General features: G+C 58.0%; 28 protein-coding genes. 12 read left to right on the top strand and 16 right to left on the bottom strand.

The genetic code is table 11. From position 1 onward, the window contains the following. The first annotated feature begins 15 nt into the window (after positions 1 to 15). The 4 genes from RUA4292_RS01545 to RUA4292_RS01530 all read left to right on the top strand — a co-directional run bounded on the left by RUA4292_RS01545 (position 16) and on the right by RUA4292_RS01530 (position 3225). On the top strand, positions 16 to 891 hold the full coding sequence (locus RUA4292_RS01545; protein ID WP_058276006.1) for a F0F1 ATP synthase subunit gamma: 876 nt from the start codon (positions 16 to 18) through the stop codon (positions 889 to 891). 20 nt (positions 892 to 911) lie between these two features. Then, positions 912 to 2336: a F0F1 ATP synthase subunit beta gene (atpD, locus tag RUA4292_RS01540; RefSeq protein ID WP_058275509.1), complete on the top strand. Its 1425-nt coding sequence runs from the start codon at positions 912 to 914 to the stop codon at positions 2334 to 2336. 12 nt (positions 2337 to 2348) lie between these two features. Further along, positions 2349 to 2759 carry a F0F1 ATP synthase subunit epsilon gene (locus tag RUA4292_RS01535; RefSeq protein ID WP_058276005.1) on the top strand — a complete coding sequence of 137 codons (411 nt, stop codon included), beginning with the start codon at positions 2349 to 2351 and terminating at the stop codon, positions 2757 to 2759. A 115-nt stretch (positions 2760 to 2874) separates the two neighbouring features. Further along, the gene (locus RUA4292_RS01530) at positions 2875 to 3225 is read left to right on the top strand and encodes an H-type lectin domain-containing protein (RefSeq protein ID WP_058276004.1); all 351 of its coding nucleotides are present in this window, start codon (positions 2875 to 2877) and stop codon (positions 3223 to 3225) included. 49 nt (positions 3226 to 3274) lie between these two features. Here the strand turns inward: RUA4292_RS01530 and RUA4292_RS01525 are convergent, their stop codons facing one another. From RUA4292_RS01525 to RUA4292_RS01515, 3 genes are all read right to left on the bottom strand, one after another. Next, entirely contained in the window at positions 3275 to 3967 is a 693-nt protein-coding gene (locus RUA4292_RS01525) for a hypothetical protein (protein WP_058276003.1), read from the bottom strand. Between the two features lie 268 nt (positions 3968 to 4235). Continuing rightward, entirely contained in the window at positions 4236 to 4682 is a 447-nt protein-coding gene (gene rpiB / locus RUA4292_RS01520) for a ribose 5-phosphate isomerase B (protein WP_058276002.1), read from the bottom strand. 60 nt (positions 4683 to 4742) lie between these two features. Next, entirely contained in the window at positions 4743 to 5762 is a 1020-nt protein-coding gene (locus RUA4292_RS01515; protein ID WP_058276001.1) for a ribose-phosphate pyrophosphokinase, read from the bottom strand. Positions 5763 to 5869: 107 nt separating this feature from the next. Here RUA4292_RS01515 and RUA4292_RS01510 point away from each other — a divergent pair, with 107 nt between their 5' ends. Together RUA4292_RS01510 and RUA4292_RS01505 are read left to right on the top strand one after the other, a co-directional pair. After that, entirely contained in the window at positions 5870 to 6472 is a 603-nt protein-coding gene (locus tag RUA4292_RS01510) for a 2-hydroxychromene-2-carboxylate isomerase (RefSeq protein WP_058276053.1), read from the top strand. Next, positions 6469 to 7281, top strand: coding sequence for an alpha/beta fold hydrolase (locus RUA4292_RS01505; protein ID WP_058276000.1), 813 nt, complete (start codon positions 6469 to 6471; stop codon positions 7279 to 7281). Before RUA4292_RS01510 ends, RUA4292_RS01505 begins: the two co-directional genes overlap by 4 nt. A 39-nt stretch (positions 7282 to 7320) precedes the next feature. Here RUA4292_RS01505 and RUA4292_RS01500 read toward each other — a convergent pair whose 3' ends face one another. The 8 genes from RUA4292_RS01500 to RUA4292_RS01465 form a co-directional block, all read right to left on the bottom strand. Beyond that, complete coding sequence (locus RUA4292_RS01500) at positions 7321 to 8355, bottom strand: threonine aldolase family protein (RefSeq protein WP_058275999.1); 1035 nt, start codon at positions 8353 to 8355, stop codon at positions 7321 to 7323. Continuing rightward, positions 8355 to 8828, bottom strand: a complete 474-nt coding sequence (locus RUA4292_RS01495) for a YcgN family cysteine cluster protein (RefSeq protein ID WP_058275998.1) — start codon at positions 8826 to 8828, stop codon at positions 8355 to 8357. Before RUA4292_RS01495 ends, RUA4292_RS01500 begins: the two co-directional genes overlap by 1 nt. Next, positions 8825 to 9757, bottom strand: a complete 933-nt coding sequence (locus tag RUA4292_RS01490; protein ID WP_058275997.1) for a bifunctional riboflavin kinase/FAD synthetase — start codon at positions 9755 to 9757, stop codon at positions 8825 to 8827. Before RUA4292_RS01490 ends, RUA4292_RS01495 begins: the two co-directional genes overlap by 4 nt. Positions 9758 to 9873: 116 nt before the next feature. Beyond that, the gene (locus RUA4292_RS01485) at positions 9874 to 10317 is read right to left on the bottom strand and encodes a MaoC family dehydratase (protein WP_058275996.1); all 444 of its coding nucleotides are present in this window, start codon (positions 10315 to 10317) and stop codon (positions 9874 to 9876) included. 100 nt (positions 10318 to 10417) lie between these two features. Continuing rightward, entirely contained in the window at positions 10418 to 11293 is an 876-nt protein-coding gene (locus RUA4292_RS01480) for a TIGR01459 family HAD-type hydrolase (RefSeq protein WP_058275995.1), read from the bottom strand. A gap of 109 nt (positions 11294 to 11402) precedes the next feature. Next, positions 11403 to 12473, bottom strand: coding sequence for a DUF389 domain-containing protein (locus tag RUA4292_RS01475; RefSeq protein WP_058275994.1), 1071 nt, complete (start codon positions 12471 to 12473; stop codon positions 11403 to 11405). A gap of 134 nt (positions 12474 to 12607) precedes the next feature. Continuing rightward, on the bottom strand, positions 12608 to 13528 hold the full coding sequence (locus RUA4292_RS01470) for a manganese-dependent inorganic pyrophosphatase (protein WP_058275993.1): 921 nt from the start codon (positions 13526 to 13528) through the stop codon (positions 12608 to 12610). 106 nt (positions 13529 to 13634) lie between these two features. Next, positions 13635 to 14624 (bottom strand): TraB/GumN family protein, encoded by a 990-nt coding sequence (locus RUA4292_RS01465; RefSeq protein ID WP_233493295.1) that lies wholly within the window; start codon positions 14622 to 14624, stop codon positions 13635 to 13637. 106 nt (positions 14625 to 14730) lie between these two features. Between RUA4292_RS01465 and RUA4292_RS01460 the strand changes: the two genes are divergently transcribed. Continuing rightward, positions 14731 to 15405: a DUF2161 domain-containing phosphodiesterase gene (locus RUA4292_RS01460; protein WP_058275992.1), complete on the top strand. Its 675-nt coding sequence runs from the start codon at positions 14731 to 14733 to the stop codon at positions 15403 to 15405. On the opposite strand, the gene bla is transcribed toward RUA4292_RS01460, so the two are convergent. Next, positions 15402 to 16283 (bottom strand): class A beta-lactamase, encoded by an 882-nt coding sequence (gene bla / locus RUA4292_RS01455; RefSeq protein WP_058275991.1) that lies wholly within the window; start codon positions 16281 to 16283, stop codon positions 15402 to 15404. The genes RUA4292_RS01460 and bla overlap by 4 nt on opposite strands. Positions 16284 to 16510: 227 nt before the next feature. Between bla and RUA4292_RS01450 the strand changes: the two genes are divergently transcribed. The 5 genes from RUA4292_RS01450 (at position 16511) to RUA4292_RS01430 (ending at position 21485) form a co-directional block, all read left to right on the top strand. After that, positions 16511 to 16798, top strand: a complete 288-nt coding sequence (locus RUA4292_RS01450) for a co-chaperone GroES (protein ID WP_058275523.1) — start codon at positions 16511 to 16513, stop codon at positions 16796 to 16798. A 54-nt stretch (positions 16799 to 16852) separates the two neighbouring features. Further along, positions 16853 to 18496 (top strand): chaperonin GroEL, encoded by a 1644-nt coding sequence (gene groL, locus RUA4292_RS01445; RefSeq protein WP_058275524.1) that lies wholly within the window; start codon positions 16853 to 16855, stop codon positions 18494 to 18496. 186 nt (positions 18497 to 18682) lie between these two features. Then, positions 18683 to 19525: a DMT family transporter gene (locus RUA4292_RS01440; protein ID WP_058275990.1), complete on the top strand. Its 843-nt coding sequence runs from the start codon at positions 18683 to 18685 to the stop codon at positions 19523 to 19525. A gap of 38 nt (positions 19526 to 19563) precedes the next feature. Then, complete coding sequence (locus RUA4292_RS01435) at positions 19564 to 20337, top strand: alpha/beta fold hydrolase (RefSeq protein WP_058275989.1); 774 nt, start codon at positions 19564 to 19566, stop codon at positions 20335 to 20337. Beyond that, a complete protein-coding gene (locus RUA4292_RS01430; protein ID WP_058275988.1) occupies positions 20334 to 21485 on the top strand; it encodes an alpha-D-ribose 1-methylphosphonate 5-triphosphate diphosphatase in 1152 nt (383 codons plus the stop codon). The genes RUA4292_RS01435 and RUA4292_RS01430 overlap by 4 nt, the downstream gene beginning before the upstream one ends. 1 nt (position 21486) lies before the next feature. On the opposite strand, the gene RUA4292_RS01425 is transcribed toward RUA4292_RS01430, so the two are convergent. The 4 genes from RUA4292_RS01425 to RUA4292_RS01410 all read right to left on the bottom strand — a co-directional run bounded on the left by RUA4292_RS01425 (position 21487) and on the right by RUA4292_RS01410 (position 24096). Continuing rightward, the gene (locus tag RUA4292_RS01425) at positions 21487 to 22554 is read right to left on the bottom strand and encodes a 5-(carboxyamino)imidazole ribonucleotide synthase (RefSeq protein WP_058275987.1); all 1068 of its coding nucleotides are present in this window, start codon (positions 22552 to 22554) and stop codon (positions 21487 to 21489) included. Then, positions 22551 to 23312 carry an NAD(P)-binding domain-containing protein gene (locus tag RUA4292_RS01420; protein ID WP_058275986.1) on the bottom strand — a complete coding sequence of 254 codons (762 nt, stop codon included), beginning with the start codon at positions 23310 to 23312 and terminating at the stop codon, positions 22551 to 22553. Before RUA4292_RS01420 ends, RUA4292_RS01425 begins: the two co-directional genes overlap by 4 nt. Next, positions 23309 to 23794 (bottom strand): 5-(carboxyamino)imidazole ribonucleotide mutase, encoded by a 486-nt coding sequence (gene purE, locus RUA4292_RS01415; RefSeq protein ID WP_058276051.1) that lies wholly within the window; start codon positions 23792 to 23794, stop codon positions 23309 to 23311. The genes RUA4292_RS01420 and purE overlap by 4 nt, the downstream gene beginning before the upstream one ends. Positions 23795 to 23871: 77 nt before the next feature. Continuing rightward, a complete protein-coding gene (locus RUA4292_RS01410) occupies positions 23872 to 24096 on the bottom strand; it encodes a YdcH family protein (protein WP_058275529.1) in 225 nt (74 codons plus the stop codon). Positions 24097 to 24165 lie beyond the last annotated feature (69 nt).

Below are 24165 nucleotides of genomic sequence, written 5' to 3'. Positions count from 1 at the left end.
GGGAGAGGCGGGCACATGCCAAATCTTAAGGATCTTAAAAACAGGATCGAGTCGGTCAAATCGACCCGCAAGATCACCAAGGCCATGCAGATGGTCGCGGCTGCAAAACTGCGCCGCGCCCAGGAATCTGCCGAAGCCTCGCGTCCCTATGCTGAACGGTTCAATGCCGTGATGGCGGGGCTGGCGGCATCGGTCGGGGGCAGCGACAGCGCCCCCAAGCTGCTCCGTGGTACGGGCAGTGATGATGTCCACCTGCTGGTTGTCATGACAGCTGAACGCGGCCTGTGTGGCGGCTTCAACTCGAGCATCGCCAAGCTGGCCCGTGTCAAAGCGGAAGAGCTGCGCCTGAAAGGCAAGACGGTCAAGGTTTTGACTGTCGGCAAAAAAGGCCGCGACGCGCTCAAGCGTGACCTTGGCGATCTGTTCGTTGGACATATCGACCTGAGCGAAGTCAAGCGTCTGGGTTACACCAACGCGCAAGACATCGCCAAGGGCATCCTGTCCCGTTTCGATGGGGGTGAGTTCGATGTTGCCACGATCTTCTACTCGAAGTTCGTCAACGTTGTGACCCAGATCCCGACGGCACAACAGGTCATCCCAGCCTCGTTTGAGGATACCGAGGGCGACGACAGTGGTGCCGTGTTCGACTACGAGCCCAGCGAAGAGGCCATTCTGGCCGACCTGCTACCAAAGGGGGTTGCGACTGCAATCTTCTCGGCTCTGCTCGAAAACGGAGCCTCGGAACAGGGTGCACGTATGTCCGCGATGGACAACGCAACACGCAACGCGGGTGAGATGATCGACAAGCTGACGATCCAGTTCAACCGTTCGCGTCAGGCCGTGATCACCAACGAGCTGATTGAAATTATTTCCGGCGCTGAGGCGCTGTAGAGACAAACCGGAGACGAAACATGGCGAATGCAAAAGGCAAAGTCACACAGATCATCGGGGCCGTCGTCGACGTGCACTTCGAAGATCAGCTGCCAGAAATTCTGAACGCGCTGGATACAACCAACAACGGCAAAAAGCTGGTTCTGGAGGTTGCACAGCATCTGGGCGAAAACACTGTCCGCACCATTGCGATGGACGCAACCGAAGGTCTGGTTCGCGGCGAAGCTGTAACTGACACTGGCGCACCGATCGCGGTTCCGGTCGGCAACGCAACACTGGGACGAATCCTGAACGTTGTGGGCGAACCGATCGACGAAAAAGGCCCCGTTGAAACCAAAGAAACGCGCGCCATTCACCAGCCTGCGCCAGACTTTTCGGATCAGGCAACGGAATCCGAAGTTCTGGTTACCGGCATCAAGGTTGTTGACCTGCTGGCCCCTTACGCCAAAGGCGGTAAGATCGGTCTGTTCGGCGGCGCCGGCGTTGGTAAAACAGTTCTGATCATGGAGCTGATCAACAACATCGCCAAAGTGCACTCGGGCGTGTCCGTGTTCGCGGGTGTTGGTGAACGGACCCGTGAAGGCAACGACCTGTATCACGAGATGATCGAATCCGGTGTTATCGTTCCCGAAAAGCTGGAAGATTCGAAAATCGCGCTGGTGTACGGCCAAATGAACGAGCCTCCGGGTGCACGTATGCGGATCGCTCTGTCGGGCCTGACACTTGCGGAACAATTCCGTGACGCAACCGGTACCGATGTTTTGTTCTTTGTCGACAACATCTTCCGCTTCACACAGGCAGGTTCCGAAGTGTCCGCCCTGTTGGGCCGTATCCCTTCGGCGGTGGGCTATCAGCCGACGCTGGCGACCGACATGGGCGCGATGCAGGAACGGATCACCTCGACCAAGTCGGGCTCGATCACCTCTGTGCAAGCCGTCTACGTCCCTGCGGATGACCTTACCGACCCCGCGCCTGCGACGTCGTTCGCGCACCTCGATGCGACCACCGTTCTGAACCGTGCGATCTCGGAAAAGGGTATTTACCCTGCTGTTGACCCGCTCGATTCGACCTCGCGTCTGCTTGATCCGGCGATCGTCGGTGAAGAGCACTATACCGTTGCGACCGACGTTCAGCAGATCCTTCAGCGCTACAAGTCGCTGCAGGACATCATCGCCATCCTCGGCATGGACGAACTGTCGGAAGAGGACAAACTGACCGTGGCCCGTGCCCGTAAGATCGAACGCTTCATGTCGCAGCCGTTCGACGTGGCACAGGTCTTCACCGGTTCGCCCGGCGTTCAGGTTCCTCTGGATGTCACCATCGCGTCGTTCAAGGCCGTAGTGGCCGGCGAATACGATCACCTGCCCGAGGCAGCCTTCCTGATGGTTGGCGGCATCGACGACGTGATCGCCAAAGCGGAGAAGATGGCCGCAGAAGCTGCCTAAGGAGCACACCTGATGGCAAACACGATGCAATTTGACCTCGTCAGCCCCGAGCGGAGCCTTGCTTCGCTCAGCGCGACCGCGGTCCAGCTTCCCGGCGCGGACGGGGACATGACGGCGATGCCTGACCATGCCCCCACCATCACGACGCTGCGCCCGGGCATCCTGAAGGTCGAGGCACCCGAGGGGTCCAGTGAATATCTGGTCACCGGCGGGTTTGCTCAGATCAATGGCGATGGCCTGTCGGTTCTGGCCGAAAAAGCCATTCCGGTCGCCGAAGTGACCCGGTCGCATCTGGACGATCTGGTCGCCGAGGCGCGTGCTTCGCACGAAGCAGCCAAGGCAGGCGATGATCAGACAATTGTCGATGACGCTGCCAAACTGCTGGCCGATATGGAAGCCCTTGGAACGCATATGAGCCTGTGAGCCCATCGGCGTTCAATTGACTTAGAACGGTCCCGTTGAATCGGGGCCGTTTTTTTGTGGAGTTTTAGTGAAGTACCGGGTTAACCTCCGGGGGTTTATAAATAAAGTTGAATGAATGAAGACGTTTAAATCCCACCCGATTGGAATCGACCAAGGCGAGGCAGTCATTTTTTCCGAGTTCGCAGATGGCGGCGAGATGTGGACGGGCGAAGGGCCGCGCCAGCGCCGGTCAGTCGTGACGTTCAGTCAGGCGTTCCGATCAGTTCCGATTGTTCAGGTTGGCGTGTCCTTGTGGGATGTAGATACATCTTCCGCCCTGCGCGCCGAAGTTACCGCCGAAGATATTACGTCCGAGGGCTTCAGCGCTGTGTTCCGAACATGGTCAGACACACGAATCGCACGAATACGGGTGGCCTGGACCGCCATCGGAGAGGTGGCTCATGACGATGATTGGGATATCTCCTAATACAGAGGGTCAATCATATTGCAACACCTCTGTTTCCTTTCGCTCGTAGTTACTGCAAAGCGGAAATGAAGTATTCCATTAACTGCGCAGGCAATCCTGTAAAAAGGACTATCGAAAAGGTCGCCAAAGAGCCGATTGCAAAATACACCGGAACTCGGCCAAGCGCATATCCACGCAGAAGTACGCCAACGAGTCCGATGAGTATCGACGAAACAAGCAAAGAAATCGAAACCACTAAAGCACTCTGAAAGACCTCAAACGCGGTCTCAGTTGCAACTCTTGTAGCCATCACACCTGATAAAAAGCAAACGCATGCACCAACACCGAGTATGAGGCCGAAAACCGAGCTTAGTGTCTGCGCCTTGCCCGATGCTCTTAGGATTTGGGGTTCACCGTTCTCTGAACTTTGAAGCGCAGTGCCATTGCCGGAACTTCGTTTGCTCGAAAAAGCGCGAAAGAGGATGAAGCAACCCGCTAGAAGAAAAACCGCGCCACTCAGAGCAAACGCAGTTATGAACCCTAGGCCATTGCTATCGCGAAGCACTTCGTATTCTTCGTTTAGGTCCTTGATAACATATAGTCCCATGCAGATTAAGAATGAACCGGCAAACAGAACAGCTAGGTTCGGTTTCTTTTTTACCTGTGTCGGGGCGGTTTGTGACCCGCCATACAACGTTGCCCGAGGTTGTTGGGATTTGGCGTTGATGCGTTGTATGCGATCGTGAAAATTGGCGTTTGACATAAGGTGATTTCTTTTGGTTTCGCAATAAACTGCAACTTGCTGCGAGAATGTGGTGACAATTGGTCGGGAGGCGGCTCTTGTGAAAGGCTTTCCAACGAGAGCAAATGTTGAAATGTATCGAAAGTGGGTGTGTGACGAGGACAGGCAGCTCCCCTCAACGACCTGCCCGATCCCTAAGGTGGCAGGCGTTACTTGTTTTCATCAGTGCCGTAAACAAGCCTTTTTTGCACTTAGTTTCGCTTCAAAAGATCTTTGGACTTGAACCTTATCAATCGTTTTCTTCGATCATGTCCACACGAGTTGCGTGGCGGCCGCTTTCAAACTCGGTGCCGAGGAAAGCATCCACGATATCAAGGGCCTGACCTTCGCCCACAACGCGCGCGCCAATCGACAGCATGTTGGCGTTGTTGTGCGCGCGGATCATGCGGGCCGAAAAGGCGTCAGAACACACGCCACAGCGAATGCCCGGTACCTTGTTGGCCGCCATCATGATGCCCTGACCCGTACCGCACAGGACGATCCCAAGGTGGCAATCACCAGCAGCAACAGCCTGAGCCGCAGCTTTTCCGTGGATGGGATAATGTGTGCTTTCAGGCATTTTGGGGCCGATATCGACGACCTCCCAGCCTTGCGCTGCGATGTGGTCGGCGACCGCCTGGCGCAGCTCGATAGCCGCGTGGTCGCTGGAAAGAACAATGCGTTTTGAGGCTGTCACGGGTACGTCCTGTCTTGCTGTGTTGACAAAAAAGGGCGGCTGTTACGCCGCCCAACTCGGTCAGTCCATGTGATACATCGACTCGTAGATCGGTGTCAGTGTCTTGTCCTCGAACAATGAAGACACGCTTGTTCCGTTCCAGATGTTCAGGATCGCCTGAGTGAAAATAGGCGCGGTTGGCACGATGCGGATGTTCTTGGCGTTGGTGATCTCTTTAGTAGGCTGGATCGTGTCGGTCAGCACCAGAGATTTCATCACCGAATTCGTCACACGTTCGACCGCCGGGCCGCTCATGACACCGTGGGTGATATAGGAGTGCACTTCCTTCGCGCCGTTATCCTGCAGGACCTGAGCGGCCTTGCATAGCGTACCAGCAGTGTCGCACATGTCGTCGACGATCAGGCAGATCTTGTCTTTGACGTCGCCAATCACTGTCATCTCAGCCACTTCGCCAGCCTTTTCGCGACGCTTGTCCACGATCGACAGGGGGGCGTTGATGCGCTTGGCAAGCTCCCGCGCGCGGGCCACGCCGCCGACGTCAGGCGATACGACCATAAGCTCGTCCAGATTGTCCTGGAACTGGTGTTTCACATCCAGCGCAAAAATCGGCGATGCATAAAGGTTGTCGACTGGCATGTCGAAGAACCCCTGAATCTGCGCTGCGTGCAGGTCCATGGTCAGGATCCGCTCGATCCCGGCACCGGTCAGCATGTTGGCCACCAGCTTGGCGCTGATTGGCGTCCGCGCCTTGGTGCGGCGGTCCTGACGGGCGTAACCAAAATAGGGGATCACGGCGGTGATACGCTGTGCGGAAGACCGACGCAGCGCGTCAGCGATGATCAGCAGCTCCATCAGGTTGTCATTCGCCGGATTCGACGTCGGTTGGACAATGAACATATCCTCGCCGCGCACGTTTTCGAAAACTTCGACGAAAATCTCGCCGTCATTGAAGCGCTCGACCCGCGCATCGACAAGATTCTGATCGACGCCGCGATACAGGCTCATGCGTCGCGAGATGGATTCGGCAAGAGGAAGGTTGGCGTTCCCAGCGATAAGCTTGGGTTCGTTGAGTGTCGGCATCGGCTGAGGTCCCCGGGCAGCAATGGCAATGTGACAGATTCGTGATGTTGACACCGCTTAGCACGGGTCTAACGTCCAGCAAAGATAACGCAGCGGAGAAAGTGCAGATGACCCAGATTGACTACTATTTTGCGACACTCTCGCCCTATACCTATCTGGCGGGTATGCGGTTGGAAGAGGTTGCGGCGAAACATGGCGCAACGATCAACTACAAACCGCTGGATATTGTCGCCCTGTTTGGGCGTACGGGGGGCACTCCACCCAAAGACCGCCATATTTCTCGGATCGAATATCGGGCGCAGGAACTACAGCGACAGTCCAAGCAACTTGGTATGGAATTCAATCTACAACCCGCGCATTGGCCGACCAATGCGGCGCCGTCATCCTATGCGATCATCGCTGCGATCAAGGACGGGTCAGGGGATGTTGGCAAACTTGCGCATTCCTTCGTGCGGGCCTGTTGGGCCGAGGAGAAAGACATCGCGCAGGACGATGTGATCCGCGATTGCCTGACAAAGGCCGGTTTCAATCCAGGGCTGGCGGATAGCGGCCTTCTGGTGGGCGCGGAAACTTATGCCGCCAATCTGGAAGAGGCCGTGGATCGCGGTGTATTTGGCGCGCCGTTTTACATCACCGAAGACGATCAGCGGTTCTGGGGGCAGGACCGGCTGGATGATCTGGACCGCCATATGTCGGAACTGAAGGGGTGAGGGACACCCCCCTGGCAGACAACACTTTTGTCAGAACGTTGGGGCAGGGCGCGCGCGAGGTGCTCGCCCTGCACTGCACAATCGCGCATTCCGGGGCGTGGTCGGGGCTGGCGACGGCTCTAGAGGGCGAGGCGACATTTACGGCCCCCGACATGCCGTCCCATGGCCGCAGCGCGGATTGGGATGGGCGCGGGGATTTCTTTGACCAAGTGACCCAACTGTCGGCCGCGCATCTGACCGAACCGATGGATGTGATCGGGCATTCCTTTGGCGGGATGCTAGCCCTTCGGCTGGCTGTCGAGTTTCCGGACCTGGTCCGCAGTGCGGTCCTGATCGAGCCAGTGTTCTTTGCGGTTGCGATTCAGGACACGCCCGATTTGGTGCGGCAACATGATGAAGAGGCGAAACCTGTCTCTGATGCGCTCGCGGCCGGAAATTTTGAGCAGGCCGCCCGTTTGTTCAACCGGATGTGGGGCGCACAGGACGGCCCACGATGGCCCGAATTGCCAGAGCGGACACGCGCGGGAATGATCCGTGGTATTCACGTTGTGCCCGCCGTTGATGACGCTTTGTTCCTTGATCAGAAGGGGATGCTGAACCCTGGCGTTCTCGACCGCGCATCTATGCCGGTTCTGATCCTGAGCGGGTCTGAGACGCACCCCGTCATGCCCGCGATCGGAGAAGGTCTTGCCCGGCGGCTTCCCAATGCCGGAACGGGTGTTGTTTCGGGTGCTGACCACATGGTCCCAATCACTCAACCGAATCAGACGGCTGCCGTCATTCGAAAGTTTTGGGGTGGTCTATCCTGAACCATGTTGTGGACAGGATGACGCCCCTAATCCCTGAAATCACAACAAGCCGATGAACCGGTCGATATCATCTGAGTTGATCGACCAGTCGCAGACCAGTCGGCAGGCCAGGATCTCGTCGTCATCCGCACCGTCCAGCTCTGCGCCCCACAGATGATAAACCGCACCCGCTTGGTGCAACTGCTTGTGACGCGCGCGCGAAAACTGCGCAAAGATCATGTTGGCTTGCGGCTCATGTAGAAAGGTTGCGCCTTTGCCGCGTAGACCATCGGCCAGATGCGCGCAGTTGGCGTTGGCTTGTCGCGCCATCTGCAGCCACAGATCACCGTTCAGATATGCGGCCATCTGGGCGGACAAGTAACGATGCTTGGAGAACAGATGCGCACCTCGCTTGCGCCGCAGTTCGAATTCCCAGGCCTTGGATTCGTCAAAGAAAACTACCGCTTCGACACCCATCAACCCGTTCTTGGTGCCGCCAAAGCTGACCGCATCGACGCCCGCTTTCCACGTCATCTCAGCGGGCGCGCAATTAAGCGCGACCAATGCGTTAGTGAACCGGGCACCATCCAGATGAACTGGCAGGTCGTATTCTTTGGCGATACTGCACAGCGCCTGCAACTCGGCCAGTGAGTAAACCGAGCCACGCTCTGTCACCTGAGTGATCGACACGGGCCCACGCTGGGGGCCGTGCACGCCACGTGTTTCTTCGGCCAAAATCGAGCGACGCAGCGCTGCGGGCTCCATCTTGTCGCCGCCCGGCACCAGTGTCAGCTTTGCGCCGCTATAGAACTCGGGCGCGTTGCATTCATCCTCGTGGATATGCGCGACGGGTGAACAGAACACGGTTTCCCATGGGTTTGAGAGTGTCGCCAGAGCCAGCGAATTCGCGGCTGTCCCGGTGGCCACCAGATAAACTGCGGCCCCTGGCGCTTCGAAGATTCCGCGAGTACGATCGCGCACTTCGTTCATCAGGGTGTCCGCGCCATAGGCCATTTGATAGCCCTGATTGGCTTCGTTCAACGCGGCCATGACCTGTGGGTGAACCGGACCGGAATTGTCAGAGGCGAAATACATCAGCTGGGTTCCTCAATGATATAGTCTTCCCACTCTTCCAAGGGGGTTTCGAATTCGGACACCGTGCGCCCCTGAACTGACATGCCAGCTGCGTGCACGCTGTCCGGTGTACCTGATATCAGGGGATGCCATTCGTACAGCGGTTTCCCCTCCCACAGCAGTCGATAGGCGCAGGTTTGGGGCAGCCAATAGGCGTGATCGTCGATGTTGTTGGGCTTCATCACGATGCATTCCGGGACGAATTGGTGGCGGATGTCGTACTGTGTGCAGCGGCAGGTCTCATCGTCCAGCAGACGGCAGGCGACGCAGGTGAGGGCGACCTCGCCGGTGTCCTCATCCTCAAGCTTGTTCAGGCAGCATTTGCCGCAGCCGTCGCACAAGGCTTCCCATTCGCGCTGGTTCATCTTGGTTAGCGGTTTGCGTTCCCAGAACCGCGGGCCAAGGCCTTTGCGATCGATCGGATCGGTGGTCATAGCGCGGCCAACAGGGTGCGGGCCTTGTCGCAATCGGCATCCATCTGCGCGATCAGGGCATCCAGCCCGTCAAACGTCATCTCAGGGCGCAGGTATTCGACCAGGCCGACGGACAGGGTCGAACCATACAGATCGCCTGAGAAATCGAACAGGAAGGTCTCGATATTCGGAACCTCTCCGTTGAACATAGGCCGTACGCCAACCGAGGAGGCGCCGTGATAGCTGCCCTGATGAGGTCCGTCGAGCACATCGACCAGCACCGCATAGACGCCAAATTTTGGCGGGTGCAACCCTTCGATGGACATATTCGCGGTGGGGAACCCAAGCTCGCGCCCGCGTTGTTCGCCGCCGATCACTTCGCCCTCGACGCGGTGCCAATGGCCCAGCATTGCCGCTGCGTCGCGGGGGCGGCCATCGGTCAGCGCGGTGCGGATACCAGTCGAGGATACCACATCGTCAGACCGTTCCATCAGCGGTGCAATGGTGACGCCAAACCCCATCTCTTGCCCGAACCGGGCCATATCTTCGGCGGTGCCACTGCGCCCTTTGCCGAAACAGAAATCCGCGCCGACCACGACGTGCGATAGACCAAGTCCCTCGCAGATGACATTGCGGGCAAAGCCTTCGGGCGTCAGACCGGCAAGCGCTGCATTGAACGGCAATTCGTACAGCTTTTGTACACCCAGTTTCTCCAACCGGTGCGCACGTGCGTTTCCGCGCATCAGACGAAAAGGTGGGGCATCGGGTGCAAAGTACTCGCGAGGGTGAGGCTCGAACGTCAGAACACCAAGCGGAGCATCCGGGGCCACGCTTTGTGCAAGTTCAATCACCGACTGATGGCCAACATGCACGCCATCAAAGTTCCCGATTGCCACACTGGCACCGCGGTCTTCTGGCTCGACAAACTGGAAATCACGGATGATCTGCATGTAGCTTGCCTAGCGGGACTGGTGACCGGGTTCAAGCACCTGATTGGTACAAATGCCGCGCAACAAAAAAGGGCACCATTCCCAGTGCCCTTCAAAAGGATAGATGTATCGAGGCTTCAGTCGAACTTGCGTGAAGGGGCCAAAACCATGGCTTCGCCTACCAGCACCTTTTTGCCATCGACCGCACAGTGACAATCCAGCTTCACGCGACGCTTGGCAAAATCAATATCGATCACTTTGACCTCTGCATAGACCATGTCGCCAGGGCGCACGGGCGCCAGGAATTTGAGCGACTGCCCCATATAGACCGTGCCGTGGCCCGGCAGTTGTTCACCAATCACGGCTGAGATCAGGCCCGCCGTCAGCATGCCGTGGGCGATACGGCCTTCGAAGATTGTGTCGCGAGCATAGTCGTCGTCCAGGTGAACGGGGTTTCGGTCCGTTGATACCTGCGCGAACATCTCGATATCTTCGTCCGTCACCACTTTGCGCAGGTGGCGGGTCATGCCCATCTCGATGTCTTCAATACAGATCGTGCCGCGTGGAAGATTATCCAACATGTCGCCCTCACTCGAGTTCAAAGGGCAACAAAACAACTCAAGTCGCCCCGGTTTGGCAACTTTATTACTTCGCAGCTGCAGAAAATCAAGTCTTTTTTGACTACCTCAATCGACCGATTGTGTAGGTAGGATTGATTTTTTCCTTTGCAATATAGTCACTTAGGGATTCATGATGCGGATGATGCTCAGTTTTTGTTTCCGCTGCGGCCAAACCACCCGAGATGAACAGAGAATCAATCCCTTCGCCCATACCGCCCAGAATGTCCGTATGTGGTCCGTCGCCGATCACAAGAATGTCGCCATCAGGGATGTCATGACCCAATTCCTGCAGCCTGCGCCGCGCAAGATCATAGATCGGGGGGTGGGGTTTTCCGAAATACAGGCTCTCGCCTCCCATCTCGGTATACAGCTTCGCCAACGCGCCCGCGCACCATTCGCGTATCTCGCCCCGGTCAACAACGATGTCGGGGTTGGCGCAGAGCAGCTTCATGCCTTTCTGCTTGGCATAGAGGAAATCGGCGCGATTGACCGCCGGATCCGCCATTGGGTCGAACGGCCCGCAGCAGACGATCCCTTCGGCCTCATCCAGCGGGACACGTTCGATGTGGATCGGATGGTGTAGTATTTTCAGCGGCTCAAAGAAACCCGCGTCGCGTTCCCATTCCCCCATGAAATAGACTTTTTCACCAACCGCCCCACGGAACATGGCGGACCGGGCCGAGTCCCCGCTGGTGGCGATGGTGTCATAGGCATCTGCGGGGACATTGAACTGCCCAAGCTGCTCAGCCACGCCAGCACGCGGTTTGGGTGAGTTGGTGACCAGCACAACGATCCCGCCTTGCGCCCGGTAGTTTTGCAAAGCCGCGACCGCATCGGGATAGGCAGTGATGCCGTTGTGAACGCATCCCCACAGGTCAACGAACAGTGCCTTGTAGCGGCCTGAAATCTCGGAAAGCGTGTGGATGATCTGGGTCATGGGAGCCTCGGGACCTGAAATTCTGAGTTGTGACAGCTATGGCAAAGCTTTCACCTCTTGGCCATCCCGCAATACCAATTGCGGGTCGAACACGGTGTGTCTGATCGTGTCATTCGACGATTTCTTCGACATCGGGTGCTTGTTGGACGTTTTCGGTGCCCAATATGATCTGTGCGCCGATCCTGTTCTGGAAACTCACTACGACCAGATAACCCGGCCCCAGTTCCTTCTGAAGTACGTCGACCAAAGGCGTGTCGCGCAAGGTCTCGGGCAGCAAACCGGCGATCGAGGATACTTTGTAAGCGGCTTCAATCGGAAGGTCCACGATCAGCCAAATATCGGCGTGTTTGCGTTTGGCATTCACGTCCACGCGGATGATCTCGACCGACACCGGATCGGCCCAGTCCCGGATCGTTTGCGCCAACTGCGCCTCGGTCCGGGTTTCGAGGTAACGGTTGTAGGTCGACTTTCCCAGTTGAAGGACAACGAAGGCTAGGAATGCCAGTGTCACCACCACGCTTGCGGTGAAGTTCAGCTTGCGCCGACCCTTGCTAAACACCACCGCCCGCGCTGCATATACGATGTAAACCGCGCAGGCCGACAGAATGATCGCTCCAAGGTTGGTGGCAAAAAGAAGACCGGCCTCATAGGCCTCGGCGGGCTCGTCGAAATACAGCAACACACCCGAAGCAGACAGAGGTGGCACCAAGGACACCCCGATGGCTGCACCGGGAAGCAGGCTGGCCTCGGACCGGTTGATTTGAACGTAAGCTGCGGCCACTCCGGCGGCCAGCGCAACGATCAGATCCTCGGTTCCCGGATCCGTTCTGGCCAGAACCTGATCGGGGATCAGAATGCCGCGCGGGACGTCTGCGACATAGACAAGAAGCCACGCCAGCAAGACGCTGATTACCGCGGCACCGCAGACAATCAAAGCCAGTTTAAACGCGCGACCCAGCCATCCCATCACCATCGCCGCTGCAACCCCAAGGATCGGGGTCATCAATGGCGCAACAAGCATTGCGGCAATGACGACCGCACTGGAATCTCGCAGCATGCCCATCGTGGCAATCACCACGGATAACGTCAGAAGCATGGCAAACCGCCGCCAATAGGCAGATTTGTCCTTGCCTTCAAATCTCAGGATGTCGCGTGTGGTGCTGAACTTGCGGGAACTCATGAACGTCGTCTGACCCAATTCGCTGTCTGGCTATTGATGTCAGACTACCAACGGATACCGTTCGCGCAAAACATTAGTAGCAAAGAAAAAAGGCGCCCGGGTGGGGCGCCTTTCGGTTGGGATGTTTGTCAGCGTCAAACCTTTAGGTTCGGAATGATCTGCTTTTTGCGGCTCATGATGCCGGGCAGGACCACGGCATCGCCATCCACGCTAGCGCCAAAGCTCTTTTCGGCGACGCTTTTGACCAGATCGTTGGGTACCAGCAGAGTGGCCTCTTCGTTCAGGATATCGACCACGAACAGCAGAACCTGATCAACGCCGTCTTCCTTTGCTACGTCAGCCATCGAACCCGCCAGGCTGGCCTTACGGTCCAGTACAACGCCCGGTGCGGTGGTTTCCAGAACCGAAACGCGGAACTTGGTACCGTCGACCTCATATTCCTTGCTGTCCATGCGGATCAGTTCGGCGTCCGAGAAAGACGACACATCCGATTTGGCCGCGAACATTTCCGCGGCATAGGTCGCGACGTCCAGACCCAGCTCGGCAGCCAGCTTCTCGGCCACTGCGCGGTCATGTGCGGTGGTGGTGGGCGAGCGGAATTCCAGAGTATCCGACAGGATGCAGGTCAGTGCGGCGGCTTTGATGGCGTCGGGCATCTTGGCGGCGTCGTCACCGATCAGGTCCATCATGATGGTCGCCGTGCAGGCCAGCGGGCGCACGGTGATGTCGATCGGGCCTTTGGTTTCCAGGCCACCAACCAGCTTGTGGTGGTCGATGATTGCGCGGATGTCGGCGCTGTTTACGCTAGCTGGCAGCTCGGCCGGGTTGTTGGTGTCCACGATGACTACCGGTGCGCCCTCGGCCACGTCCTCGATGACGCGCGGCTTTGACAGGTCCCAGCGCTGCAGCAGGAATGCCGCTTCGGTGTTGGGTTCGCCCAGCAAAACCGGCTCAGCCTGTTCGCCTTTGATTTCGTTCAGGTACCATGACCACAGGATAGGTGAACCTGTGGAGTCGGTGTCGGGGGATTTATGTCCAAATACGAGCGTTGTCATGTCAGCGTCCTGATGGTGATCATTTTGCGCGCCTTATAGGGCGGTCCGCCGGGGTTGTCACCCGACAGTGTTTACGCTGCGACGGTTGGTCTGAAATCGAGGTGGGTCAGAACGGGGCGCGGGTCAGGGTGTACCCAGTCTGTTGCAATTGGTTCAGCAGCCCGTAGTCGCCCCCAAGATGCCCGGCACCGACCGCGATCACGACAGTTTGGTCCTGAATGTTCAGAATTTTCTGCATCCAGTTGCTGTTGCGCTCGACCAGAAGTTTTTGTTCGAAATCGTTCCATTCCTCGTCGAAAACCTCGGGCGGCAGACCCGAGTCTTCCAAGCCCTGCAGGCGGGTGAGCTGGATAATTTCGACATGCTTCTCTTCTAGGTAGGCGTTGGCCATCGTCGCCAGTTGATCCTCGCTGCCGCCCATGGCGCTGGCCATCCGCACAAGGGACTGGACCTGCTTTTCGATGGGGTGGCTGTCGAACATACTCATAAGATCGGCAATCTGTTCAAGCGAGCGTTTGGGGATGCCCAATTCGTCAGCCAGCTGATCCAGACGGGCGTCCATCCCGTGGTTTGCAGTGGGGTCCTGCATCATGCACGGGGGGATGCCCAGCATCATGCTTAGAAACCAAGGCCGCATTTTGGCTGCCATCCAGCCAGGGATACCGCGTTCGGATAACCCGTCAGACAGGGCAGACCAGTCCTCCTCGGACATCAGGTCAATCAGGCTGGGTCCCGAGGTGATCATCACCGGGCTCATGTCCTTGGCCAGGTCTTGTTCGAACGCGTCCATTTCTTCCTGCGTTACCTCGAAATAAAACGCGTCCGCATCGCTGATGGCCGGCGTTAGCCGTTCGACCACTGCGTCCATGCGTGGGTCATTGGCATGCAACGTACCAACAAGGTGCAGGATCGTGTCGCCCTTGGACGCGATCCAGTGATTACCTTCGGGAAACGGGATATCGGCCACTGCCTGTTGCAGTTCGGACTTTACCGCAGGGCTAAGTCCCGGCCTCAGATCATTCCCTTCGCATGCGGCCTGTACGGCGGCGGGCAGGAATAGGAAAAGCAGCGGTGCAAACAAGCGCATAAGGATCATCTCGGAATCTTCAGTGTGACCGCGACATTGCCTTTGCGCAGCAATGTATTCAAGCCAGATGCAGGTGATGGCTGGCGTTCGCGGCAAATTTGCATAGCATGGCGGAATGGACCGCGAGCAGGATCTATACCCGCCGATCAAGGCGCTGTTCGAGCGTCAGGGCTATACCGTCAAAGGCGAAGTTGGCGCTGCCGATATCGTAGCTGTTCGGGATGGCGATGAGCCGGTGATTGTTGAGCTGAAGCTGCGGTTCTCATTGGCGCTGTTTCATCAGGCGATCACGCGGCTAAGGGTGACTGATCAGGTCTATGTCGGTGTGTGCAAACCAAAAGGGCGAACCGCGCGGCGTGCGTTAAAGGACAATTTAGCGCTGTGCCGCAGGCTTGGTCTTGGTCTGATCACTGTACGTGCCGACGGCGCGGTCGAGGTGCAATGTGACCCGGGCCCGTATGCACCGCGAAAAAACAAAGCAAAAGCGGCTGGTCTGCTCCGTGAATTTGACCGGCTTGAAGGTGATCCCAACACAGGTGGGGCCACCCGGCACGGGATCGTGACGGCCTATCGTCAGGACGCGCTGAAATGTGCAGCCCATCTGGCCGAATGCGGAGCGACAAAGGGGGCGGAAGTTGCCCAATCCACCGGCGTCGCCCAGGCCACGCGCCTGATGCGGGACAATCACTACGGGTGGTTCGACAAGGTCGAGAAAGGGGTCTATGCGCTGTCGGCTACGGGGGCCGAAGGGTTGAAGCACTGGGCGTATAGCTGGGAAGATGCGAACTAGTCAGGCCGTGCGGCGATTTCGGAAATCATGGCGCGGCCTATATCTGAAAGGACGGCGTTGCGTTCAGGAAATGGCGCATCGCTTTCGGTCAGGTAGATGGCGGCCAGATAGGTGCGGGGCTCGGGTGTCTGCAAAAAGGCAACGATCGCACGGCTGCCGTGGCCTCCGGCACCGGTCTTGTCCCCGATCGTCCACCCGTCAGGCACGTGCGCACGGATAAGACCGTCGGCCACTTGATCGTCTATCATCCATTGCCTGAGTTGAGCTGAGGATGCGGGTGAGAGCGCCTGGCCAAATAGCAACCGGTCCAGCGTCGCCAGTATTGCCCGAGGCGTTGTAGTGTCGCGCGGATCGCCTGGAGCGGCTTCGTTCAGGGCCGTCTCCCATCGATCAAGGCGGGTGATGTCGTCGCCGTTTGTCCGAAGAAACTCGGTCAGTCCGGCAGGCCCATCCAGACGGCGCAACAGCAGATTGGCCGCAGCATTGTCGCTGATCGTCACCGTTGCTTCGCATAGCGCTCCGACAGTCATACCGGTCTCAACATGTTTGCTGGTGACAGGGGAGTAATCCACCAGGTCCGCCGATTGGTACGTGACGTGATCTGACAGGCTTTCCGTACCTGCATCCACCTCTGCCAGCACGGCGCCGCACAAGAGCGTTTTGAACGTGCTGGACATCGGAAACAGCTCATCGGCGCGGTATGAAACTTCCCATTCCTTGCTGGGATCATAAAGGAGCAGCCCGATCCGGGCATCAAGGCGGCGCTCCCAGCTCTGGACCGTTTCGGTAAGGGGCTGCGCCTGTGCTGATGTGGATAAACCAACAGTAATAGTAATTAAAAACAACAGGGTAGTTGTGATTTTCCGGAGCCCACGCATCGAATCTGCCTTGGTCAAATGTGGTCGCCATCACCTTAGTTGGCTAGGGCGCTGTGTAAACCGGGCGTTCTGGGGCTCTGCGTGCGAAAAATATTCAGGTAACTTGTTGACTCGGTCATTTCGACACCCTAGCTATGCATCGTTATCACTCTCAACTACCGAGTGCTAACGCCTCGCTGAAAGGCGGGGGGAGGATAGATAAACTTTGAGCCCAAGGAGCTGCAAAGATGGCATTGAAACCGCTTCATGACCGTGTGCTGGTTCGTCGTACCGAAAGCGATGAGAAAACCGCAGGCGGGTTGATCATTCCCGAAAGCGCAAAAGAAAAGCCCAGCGAAGGCGAAGTCGTTTCGACCGGTGAAGGCGCGCGCAAGGACAGCGGCGAACTGATCGCAATGGCTGTAAAAGCTGGCGACAAGATCCTGTTCGGCAAGTGGTCGGGCACCGAGGTTCAGGTCAACGGCGAAGAGCTGCTGATGATGAAAGAAAGCGACATCATGGGGATCATCGAGTAAGCGCCCGCGCTTCTCTGATCTTCATTTCCAACATTTTTCTCAAGGAGAAACAACATGGCTGCTAAGGACGTCAAGTTCGACACCGATGCCCGCAACCGCATGCTGTCAGGTGTGAACATCCTGGCCGATGCTGTCAAAGTGACCCTGGGCCCCAAAGGTCGCAACGTGGTTCTGGACAAATCCTTCGGCGCACCGCGCATCACCAAAGACGGTGTATCGGTTGCCAAGGAAATCGAACTGGAAGACAAGTTCGAAAACATGGGCGCGCAGATGGTGAAAGAAGTCGCCAGCCGCACCAATGACGAAGCCGGCGACGGCACCACCACTGCAACTGTTCTGGCGCAGTCGATCGTCAAAGAAGGTCTAAAGCAGGTTGCTGCTGGCCTGAACCCGATGGACCTGAAGCGCGGCATCGACCTGGCAACTGCCAAGGTCGTTGAAGGCATCAAAGAGATGGCGCGTGAAGTCAAAGACTCAGCAGAAGTCGCTCAGGTTGGCACCATCTCGGCCAACGGCGAAGCCGAAATCGGTCAGCAAATCGCAGACGCGATGCAGAAGGTTGGCAACGAAGGCGTTATCACCGTCGAAGAAAACAAAGGTCTGGAAACCGAGACCGATGTTGTCGAAGGTATGCAGTTCGACCGTGGCTACCTGTCGCCTTACTTCGTCACCAATGCTGACAAGATGATCGCAGATCTCGATGATTGCATGATCCTGCTGCACGAAAAGAAACTGTCTTCGCTGCAGCCGATGGTCCCGCTGCTCGAGCAAGTGATCCAGTCGCAAAAGCCTCTGCTGATCATTGCTGAGGATGTTGAAGGCGAAGCGCTGGCAACTCTGGTTGTCAACAAACTGCGCGGTGGCCTGAAAATTGCTGCTGTCAAAGCACCGGGCTTCGGCGATCGCCGCAAGGCCATGCTGCAGGACATCGCAATCCTGACCGGCGGTCAAGTCATCAGCGAAGATCTGGGCATGAAGCTCGAGTCCGTCACCATGGACATGCTGGGCACCGCCAAGAAAATCGAAATCACCAAAGACGAAACCACCATCGTCGACGGTGCTGGCGAGAAAGCCGAGATCGAAGCACGTGTTGCCCAGATCCGCACTCAGATCGAAGAAACCTCGTCGGACTACGACCGTGAGAAGCTGCAAGAGCGCGTTGCCAAACTGGCCGGCGGTGTTGCTGTTATCCGCGTAGGTGGCATGACCGAAGTTGAAGTGAAAGAGCGTAAGGATCGTGTTGACGATGCTCTGAACGCAACGCGCGCAGCCGTTCAGGAAGGCGTTGTTGTGGGGGGTGGCGTTTCGCTGGTTCAGGCCGGTAAAGCACTGGACACTCTGAAAGGCGCAAACGCTGATCAGGACGCAGGCATCAATATCGTGCGTAAAGCCATCGAAGCGCCGCTGCGCCAGATTGCTGAGAACGCGGGCGTCGACGGCGCAGTTGTTGCAGGCAAAGTTCGCGAATCTTCGGAAGCGGCCTTTGGTTTCAACGCTCAGACCGAAGAGTATGGCGACATGTTCTCGTTCGGCGTTATCGATCCGGCCAAAGTTGTCCGCACTGCGCTGGAAGATGCAGCATCGGTTGCTGGCCTGCTGGTCACCACCGAAGCAATGGTTGCTGACAAGCCTGCCAAAGACGGCGCGCCTGCTGGCGGCGGCATGCCCGACATGGGCGGCATGGGCGGCATGATGTAAGACGTCGAATTCGCCTCGGCGAATTCTGACGGTCCCGACAGGCGCTTGGCTGTAAGGCCAAGCTGCCGAAGGGGAAGCCTTAAAATATAGGGACGGGGTCGCCTTCGGGCGGCCCCGTTCCGTTTTGCGCACCACCCGCGGGAATGTGAGTGTGCAAAACGCGCCGAAACCGGCTATGCGGTTGATATGAAACTGTTCCTACTCACGTGCCTGACGATGTGCGCCTTTGCGTCCAACTCGATACTTAATCGTCTGGCGATTGATAGTGGCGCCAGCGATCCTGCCGCCTTTGCCGTGGTGCGGGTCTTAGCTGGCGCAGTGGTGCTAGCCGGGTTGGTTCTTCTAAGGGCTGGCCACTTGCCCCTGTTTGAACGACGCAGGATTGCCGGGGCGGGGTCGTTGTCCCTGTACATGATCGGATTCTCTATCGCCTATCTGACGCTGGATGCGGGTCTTGGCGCGCTGATACTGTTCGGGGTGGTGCAGGTGACGATGTTCACTGTGACATCAGTGAAAGGTACTCTGCCCACTGGTCGACAGATCGCGGGCGCCGCAATCGCATTGCTGGGGTTGGGCTACGTGCTTTGGCCGTCCGGATCGATACAGGTCAACCCGGTCGGAGCAGCCCTGATGATTGCCGCCGGGATCGGCTGGGCGATCTATTCGTTGGTTGGCAAGTCCGAACCGGATGCCTTATCCGGCACTGCGGCCAATTTTGTCGTGGCATTGCCCGTGACAACGCTGGCTTTGTTGGCGACAGGAGGGGCTTGGCACATGACCGCTAACGGATACTTGCTGGCTGCGTTGGCCGGCGCGGTTACTTCGGGGATGGGGTATGCGCTTTGGTACCAGGTTTTGCGGGAATTGACGCCCACAACGGCGGCCGTCGTGCAACTCAGCGTTCCGATCATAGCCATTATTGGCGGTGTCCTCCTGCTGGGTGAGACCGCCAGTCTGCGTCTGATCCTGGGGGCGGGTCTGGTATTGGGCGGAATTGCACTGGCCGTTCTGCGCAGGACGCCGCGGTAGGGGTTTATTCGCTGGACGTTAGGCCTTATCTGGCGGCTATGCGTTATTTGCTTGCCCTCTTTCTGTTCTTTGTGCCTGCCATTGTGCAGGCAAAATGCGTGGTCCTGCTGCATGGGCTGGCACGGACCGAAGCGTCTTTTACCGTCATGGAACAGCTGTTCAAGACGCATGGTTATACCGTCGTGCGCCCGGGATATCCGTCCACTGACCTGCCTATTCCCGAACTTGCCGCAAAGACGCTGCCAGATGCATTTGCCGAATGCGGCGATGACAAAGTCAATGTTGTGGCGCATTCGATGGGTGGTATCCTGTTGCGCTATTGGCTGCAGGATAACCATCCGGAAAATCTGGGCCGCGTAGTCATGCTCGGGCCGCCCAATCAGGGTAGTCAGTTGGTGGACGAACTTAGCGCGTATGAGGTGTTTGGGATGCTGAATGGCCCGGCTGGCCTGGCGCTGGGCACGGGCCCCGAAGGTATCCCAAGGCAACTGCCGCCTGCGGATTTCGAACTGGGTGTCATCGCCGGTGAGAATTCGCTGAACCCGCTGTTTTCGTCGATGATTGACGGTTCGGATGACGGCAAGGTCTCGGTTGAGACCACCAAGGTCGAAGGGATGGCGGACCATATCGTTTTGCCGGTGACACACACATTCATGATGAACAACCCGCGCGTAATGGCGCAGGCGCTGCATTTCATCGAGTTTGGACAGTTTGACCCACAGATCACATGGCTGGATGGGGTGATGGAAATCATCGACGAAATCTGCATCGGGCAGGATTGCTCCGAACCCGCGTCGGAGCCTTCCCAATGACTGCACTTTCTTTGACTCTATCCGGGGCAGAGGTCTTGTTGCCGAACCAAGGGATGACTCGTGCAGACCTGCCCATTTCCGATGGGATCGTGCAGGAGGACCCCGCAGGCCGAACAATCGATCTATCAGGATATCTTGTGATGCCCGGTATCATCGACCTGCACGGCGATGGGTTCGAGCGTCACATCGCACCGCGCCGCGGGGCGATGAAGCAGATGGACGAGGGCATCCTGTCAGTCGAGGCCGAACTGGCCGCCAACGGGATCACGACGGCGGTCGTGGCCCAGTTCCTGAGTTGGGAGGGCGGCGTACGCGGCCCTGAATTCGCTGGCCAAGTGTTTGATGCTATCGCGTCGGTCAAAGATTGCCTCGTGACCGATCTGCTGCCTCAGTTACGGTTCGAAACACACATGCTGGCGGAATACCCCAGCCTGCCTGAACGCATCACCGATTGGCAGGTGCCCTATGTCGTGTTCAACGATCACCTGCCACATGACAGGCTGGCCGAGGGGCGCAAGCCGCCCCGTTTGACGGGGCAGGCTCTTAAGGCAGGGCGCAATCCGGACGCACATTTTGAGATGCTGCTGTCCATGCATGCCCGCCGGGATGATGTGCCCGCTGCCTTGGACACGCTCTGTACGGCGCTGGCCGAGCAGGGTGTCTGTATGGGCAGTCATGACGACGCAACCGCCCAAACCCGCGCCGATTGGCGGGCGCGGGGGGCGCAGATCGCGGAATTCCCAGAAACGCTAGAGGCAGCCGAGGCCGCACGGGCTGCTGGGGATCAGGTAATTCTCGGATCACCCAACGTGGTGCGTGGCGGATCGCACAAGGGCAACGTCAGTGCGTTGGATCTGATCACGATGGGGCTGTGTGATGCCTTGGCATCGGATTATCACTATCCCAGCCCGCGGCGCGCTGCGCTGATGCTTGCCAAATCTGGCCTGCTGGATTTGGCAACGGCGTGGGCGCTGGTGTCATCAGGGCCGGCACGGGTTCTTGGATTGCAGGACCGGGGCACACTTGCCCCTGGTCTGCGCGCAGACATGGTGATCCTTGATGCTCGGTCCCACCGCGTCGCCGCCACGCTGGCGGGCGGGCGGGTTAGCTTCATGTCAGGCGATATCGCCGCACGGTTTGTGGGCTGAGTTACCGCGAGATGCGGTTGAAATGCGCCATTTTGCGGCCCGCCTTTACCTCGGCCTTGCCATAGAGATGCAGCGCTACGTCGCGTTCCCGCGCCAGCTCTGGCACGCGGTCCATATCGTCGCCGATCAGATTTTCCATGACCACGTCCGAGTGGCGTTGACCATCGCCCAAAGGCCAACCGGCTACGGCGCGGATATGCTGTTCGAACTGATCCACCGCGCAGCCGTTCTGAGTCCAGTGACCCGAGTTGTGCACCCGAGGCGCAACCTCATTCACGATCAACCCTTTTGACGTGACGAATAGTTCGACACCCATGACACCGACGTAATCCAGCGCGTTCAAGATATTGGCGGCCAGAAGAACAGCATCGGTTCGTTGCGCCGGGGCAAGGCGGGCGGGTACCGTGGTGGTGTGCAAGATGCCATCGCGGTGCACGTTTTCCCCGGGGTCGAAACAGGACACTTGACCGTCGATGCTGCGGGCGGCGATGACCGATACCTCGTGGCTGAAATTGACGAACCCTTCGAGGATTGCAGGCGCGCCTGCCATATCGGCCAGTGCGGCCTCGGCATCCTCGGGGCCGCGCAACCGCGCCTGTCCCTTGCCGTCATAGCCGAAACGACGTGTTTTCAGGATGGCTGGCGTGCCAATCTGGTCAATCGCTGCCTTTAGGCTGTCCAAATTGGTGATGTCGGCGAACGGCGCTGTCTTCAAACCCAACCCGGCAAGGAAAGTCTTTTCGGTCAGTCGATCTTGACTGACACGCAGCGCCTCGCGCCCCGGATGGATAGGGCAATGTACTTCCAACAGGTCCAGCGCTTCGGTCGGGATATTTTCGAATTCATAGGTGATGACATCGACGGATTCGGCAAAGGCCTTCAGTGCCGGAGCGTCATCATAAGCTGCAGTCGTCACATGATCCGCCACCTGACCGGCGGGTGGGTTGGCTCCCGGCTCAAAGATGTGGGTTACAAAGCCCAACCGGGCCGCCGCGACGGACAACATCCGGCCTAATTGGCCACCGCCCAGAATTCCAATCCGCGCCCCCGGAGCAAGCATTTCCGTCACCAATCAGTCTCCAACCTTTTTCCAATCGCCTGCAGGGCCGAGCGCAGCGCATCATGTGCGTTGCCCGCATGCAAGGCCTGCGTCATTTGCAGGCTGAGTGTTCCATCCGTTGCCAGCGCGTCCCGCTCTTCGGCCAAACGCCCGGCTTGCCCGGTTTGCATCGTGTGCAGAAACCCGGATAGCAGCTTTGTCGTATAAAACTCTGAGGCATCCGCGTCGCCCGTTTGCTCGGCCAGCCACTCGGCACCCGTTGCCAACACGTCCAGAATGCCCGGGACCATGGCGCAGACGGCAAAATGTGCATTCAGCGCGGCCTCGTTGGATACCTTGACGACCGGGTTTTCGGGCTCGAACAATTCAGCCAGCAAGGCGTCGTTTCCGAACGCTGCAAGCGGGCATCCACCTTGCTGAAGAAAACCCAATGGTATCGTTTGCACAAAGTCAGTTGCGGGGGCGCATAACGCAGCAAGCTGATCCACCGATACAGCCGCCATCACTGACACGATCTGCTGATCCGAGCGAAAGTTTAGCTGTTCAAATACTTCCGGGGCGATTTGGGGGCGCAGGCAAAGAAAAACGATATCCGATGCGTCGATAACCGCTTGTGGGTTTGTGACCACGACATCCAGTTCAGCTTTTAGTTCGGCCGAGACTGTGGCGTTGCGCTCTGTCACGGCGATCTCGTGCCCTTTGGCCGCAAGAAAGCGCGCAATGGGGGCTGCAATATGTCCGGTTCCGATGAAGCCGATACGGCTCATCCCTGCGGTTCCTCGGGGATTGAGGCCGAAAGGGCCGCGCGCCAGGCATCCAGACGATCAGCCAGCGCTGGGTCTTGCAGGGCAAGGATCCCGGCCGCCATCAATCCGGCATTGGCCCCACCGGCCGATCCGATGGCCATCGTCGCCACCGGGAAGCCTTTGGGCATCTGCACAATGGAATACAGCGAATCGACGCCGGACAAGGCCCGCGTCTGCACAGGTACACCGATCACCGGCACGCGCGTCTTTGAGGCCATCATCCCAGGCAGATGCGCAGCACCGCCCGCACCGGCGATAATCACATCCAGGCCGCGCTGAACGGCGGTTTTGCCATAGTCCCAAAGGCGATCAGGGGTGCGGTGGGCCGAAACGATGCGTTTTTCATACGCAATGCCCAGTTCATCCAGAATGTCTGCGGCTTCTTTCATAGTGGGCCAGTCCGACTGGCTGCCCATGATGATCCCCACTTTAACATCGCTCATCCACTTGTCGCCCTTGCCTGTCGAAAGAGCGCGCACTATAGCCAAATCGGCCTATCTGGCAATGCGGTACAGGGCCTTCAGGCGATGATATCCGGGGTCAGACGGTCCTCGATCAGGCGAATGATGTCCTTAAGGCGCAGTTTCTGCTTTTTCAGCCGCTTGATCGTTAACTGATCCGACGTCCCCGTCGCTTGCAGCGCCTCGATCGCTTCGTCCAGATCGCGGTGCTGGCGGCGAAATACCTCCAGCTCGACCCGAAGAACTTCATCTGTTTTCATTGAAATGTCAGTGGGCGCGTTCATGGACGACTCGGTTGTTGTTGTGGTGATTTCCACACAAGATAGTGTGTCAGGGTTTATCCGGCCAGACCT

Origin of the sequence: Ruegeria atlantica, assembly GCF_001458195.1 — a bacterium.
GTDB lineage: Bacteria > Pseudomonadota > Alphaproteobacteria > Rhodobacterales > Rhodobacteraceae > Ruegeria > Ruegeria atlantica.
The sequence above is the reverse complement of the archived record's forward strand: the minus strand, read 5'-3'. Positions and strand labels throughout refer to the sequence as shown.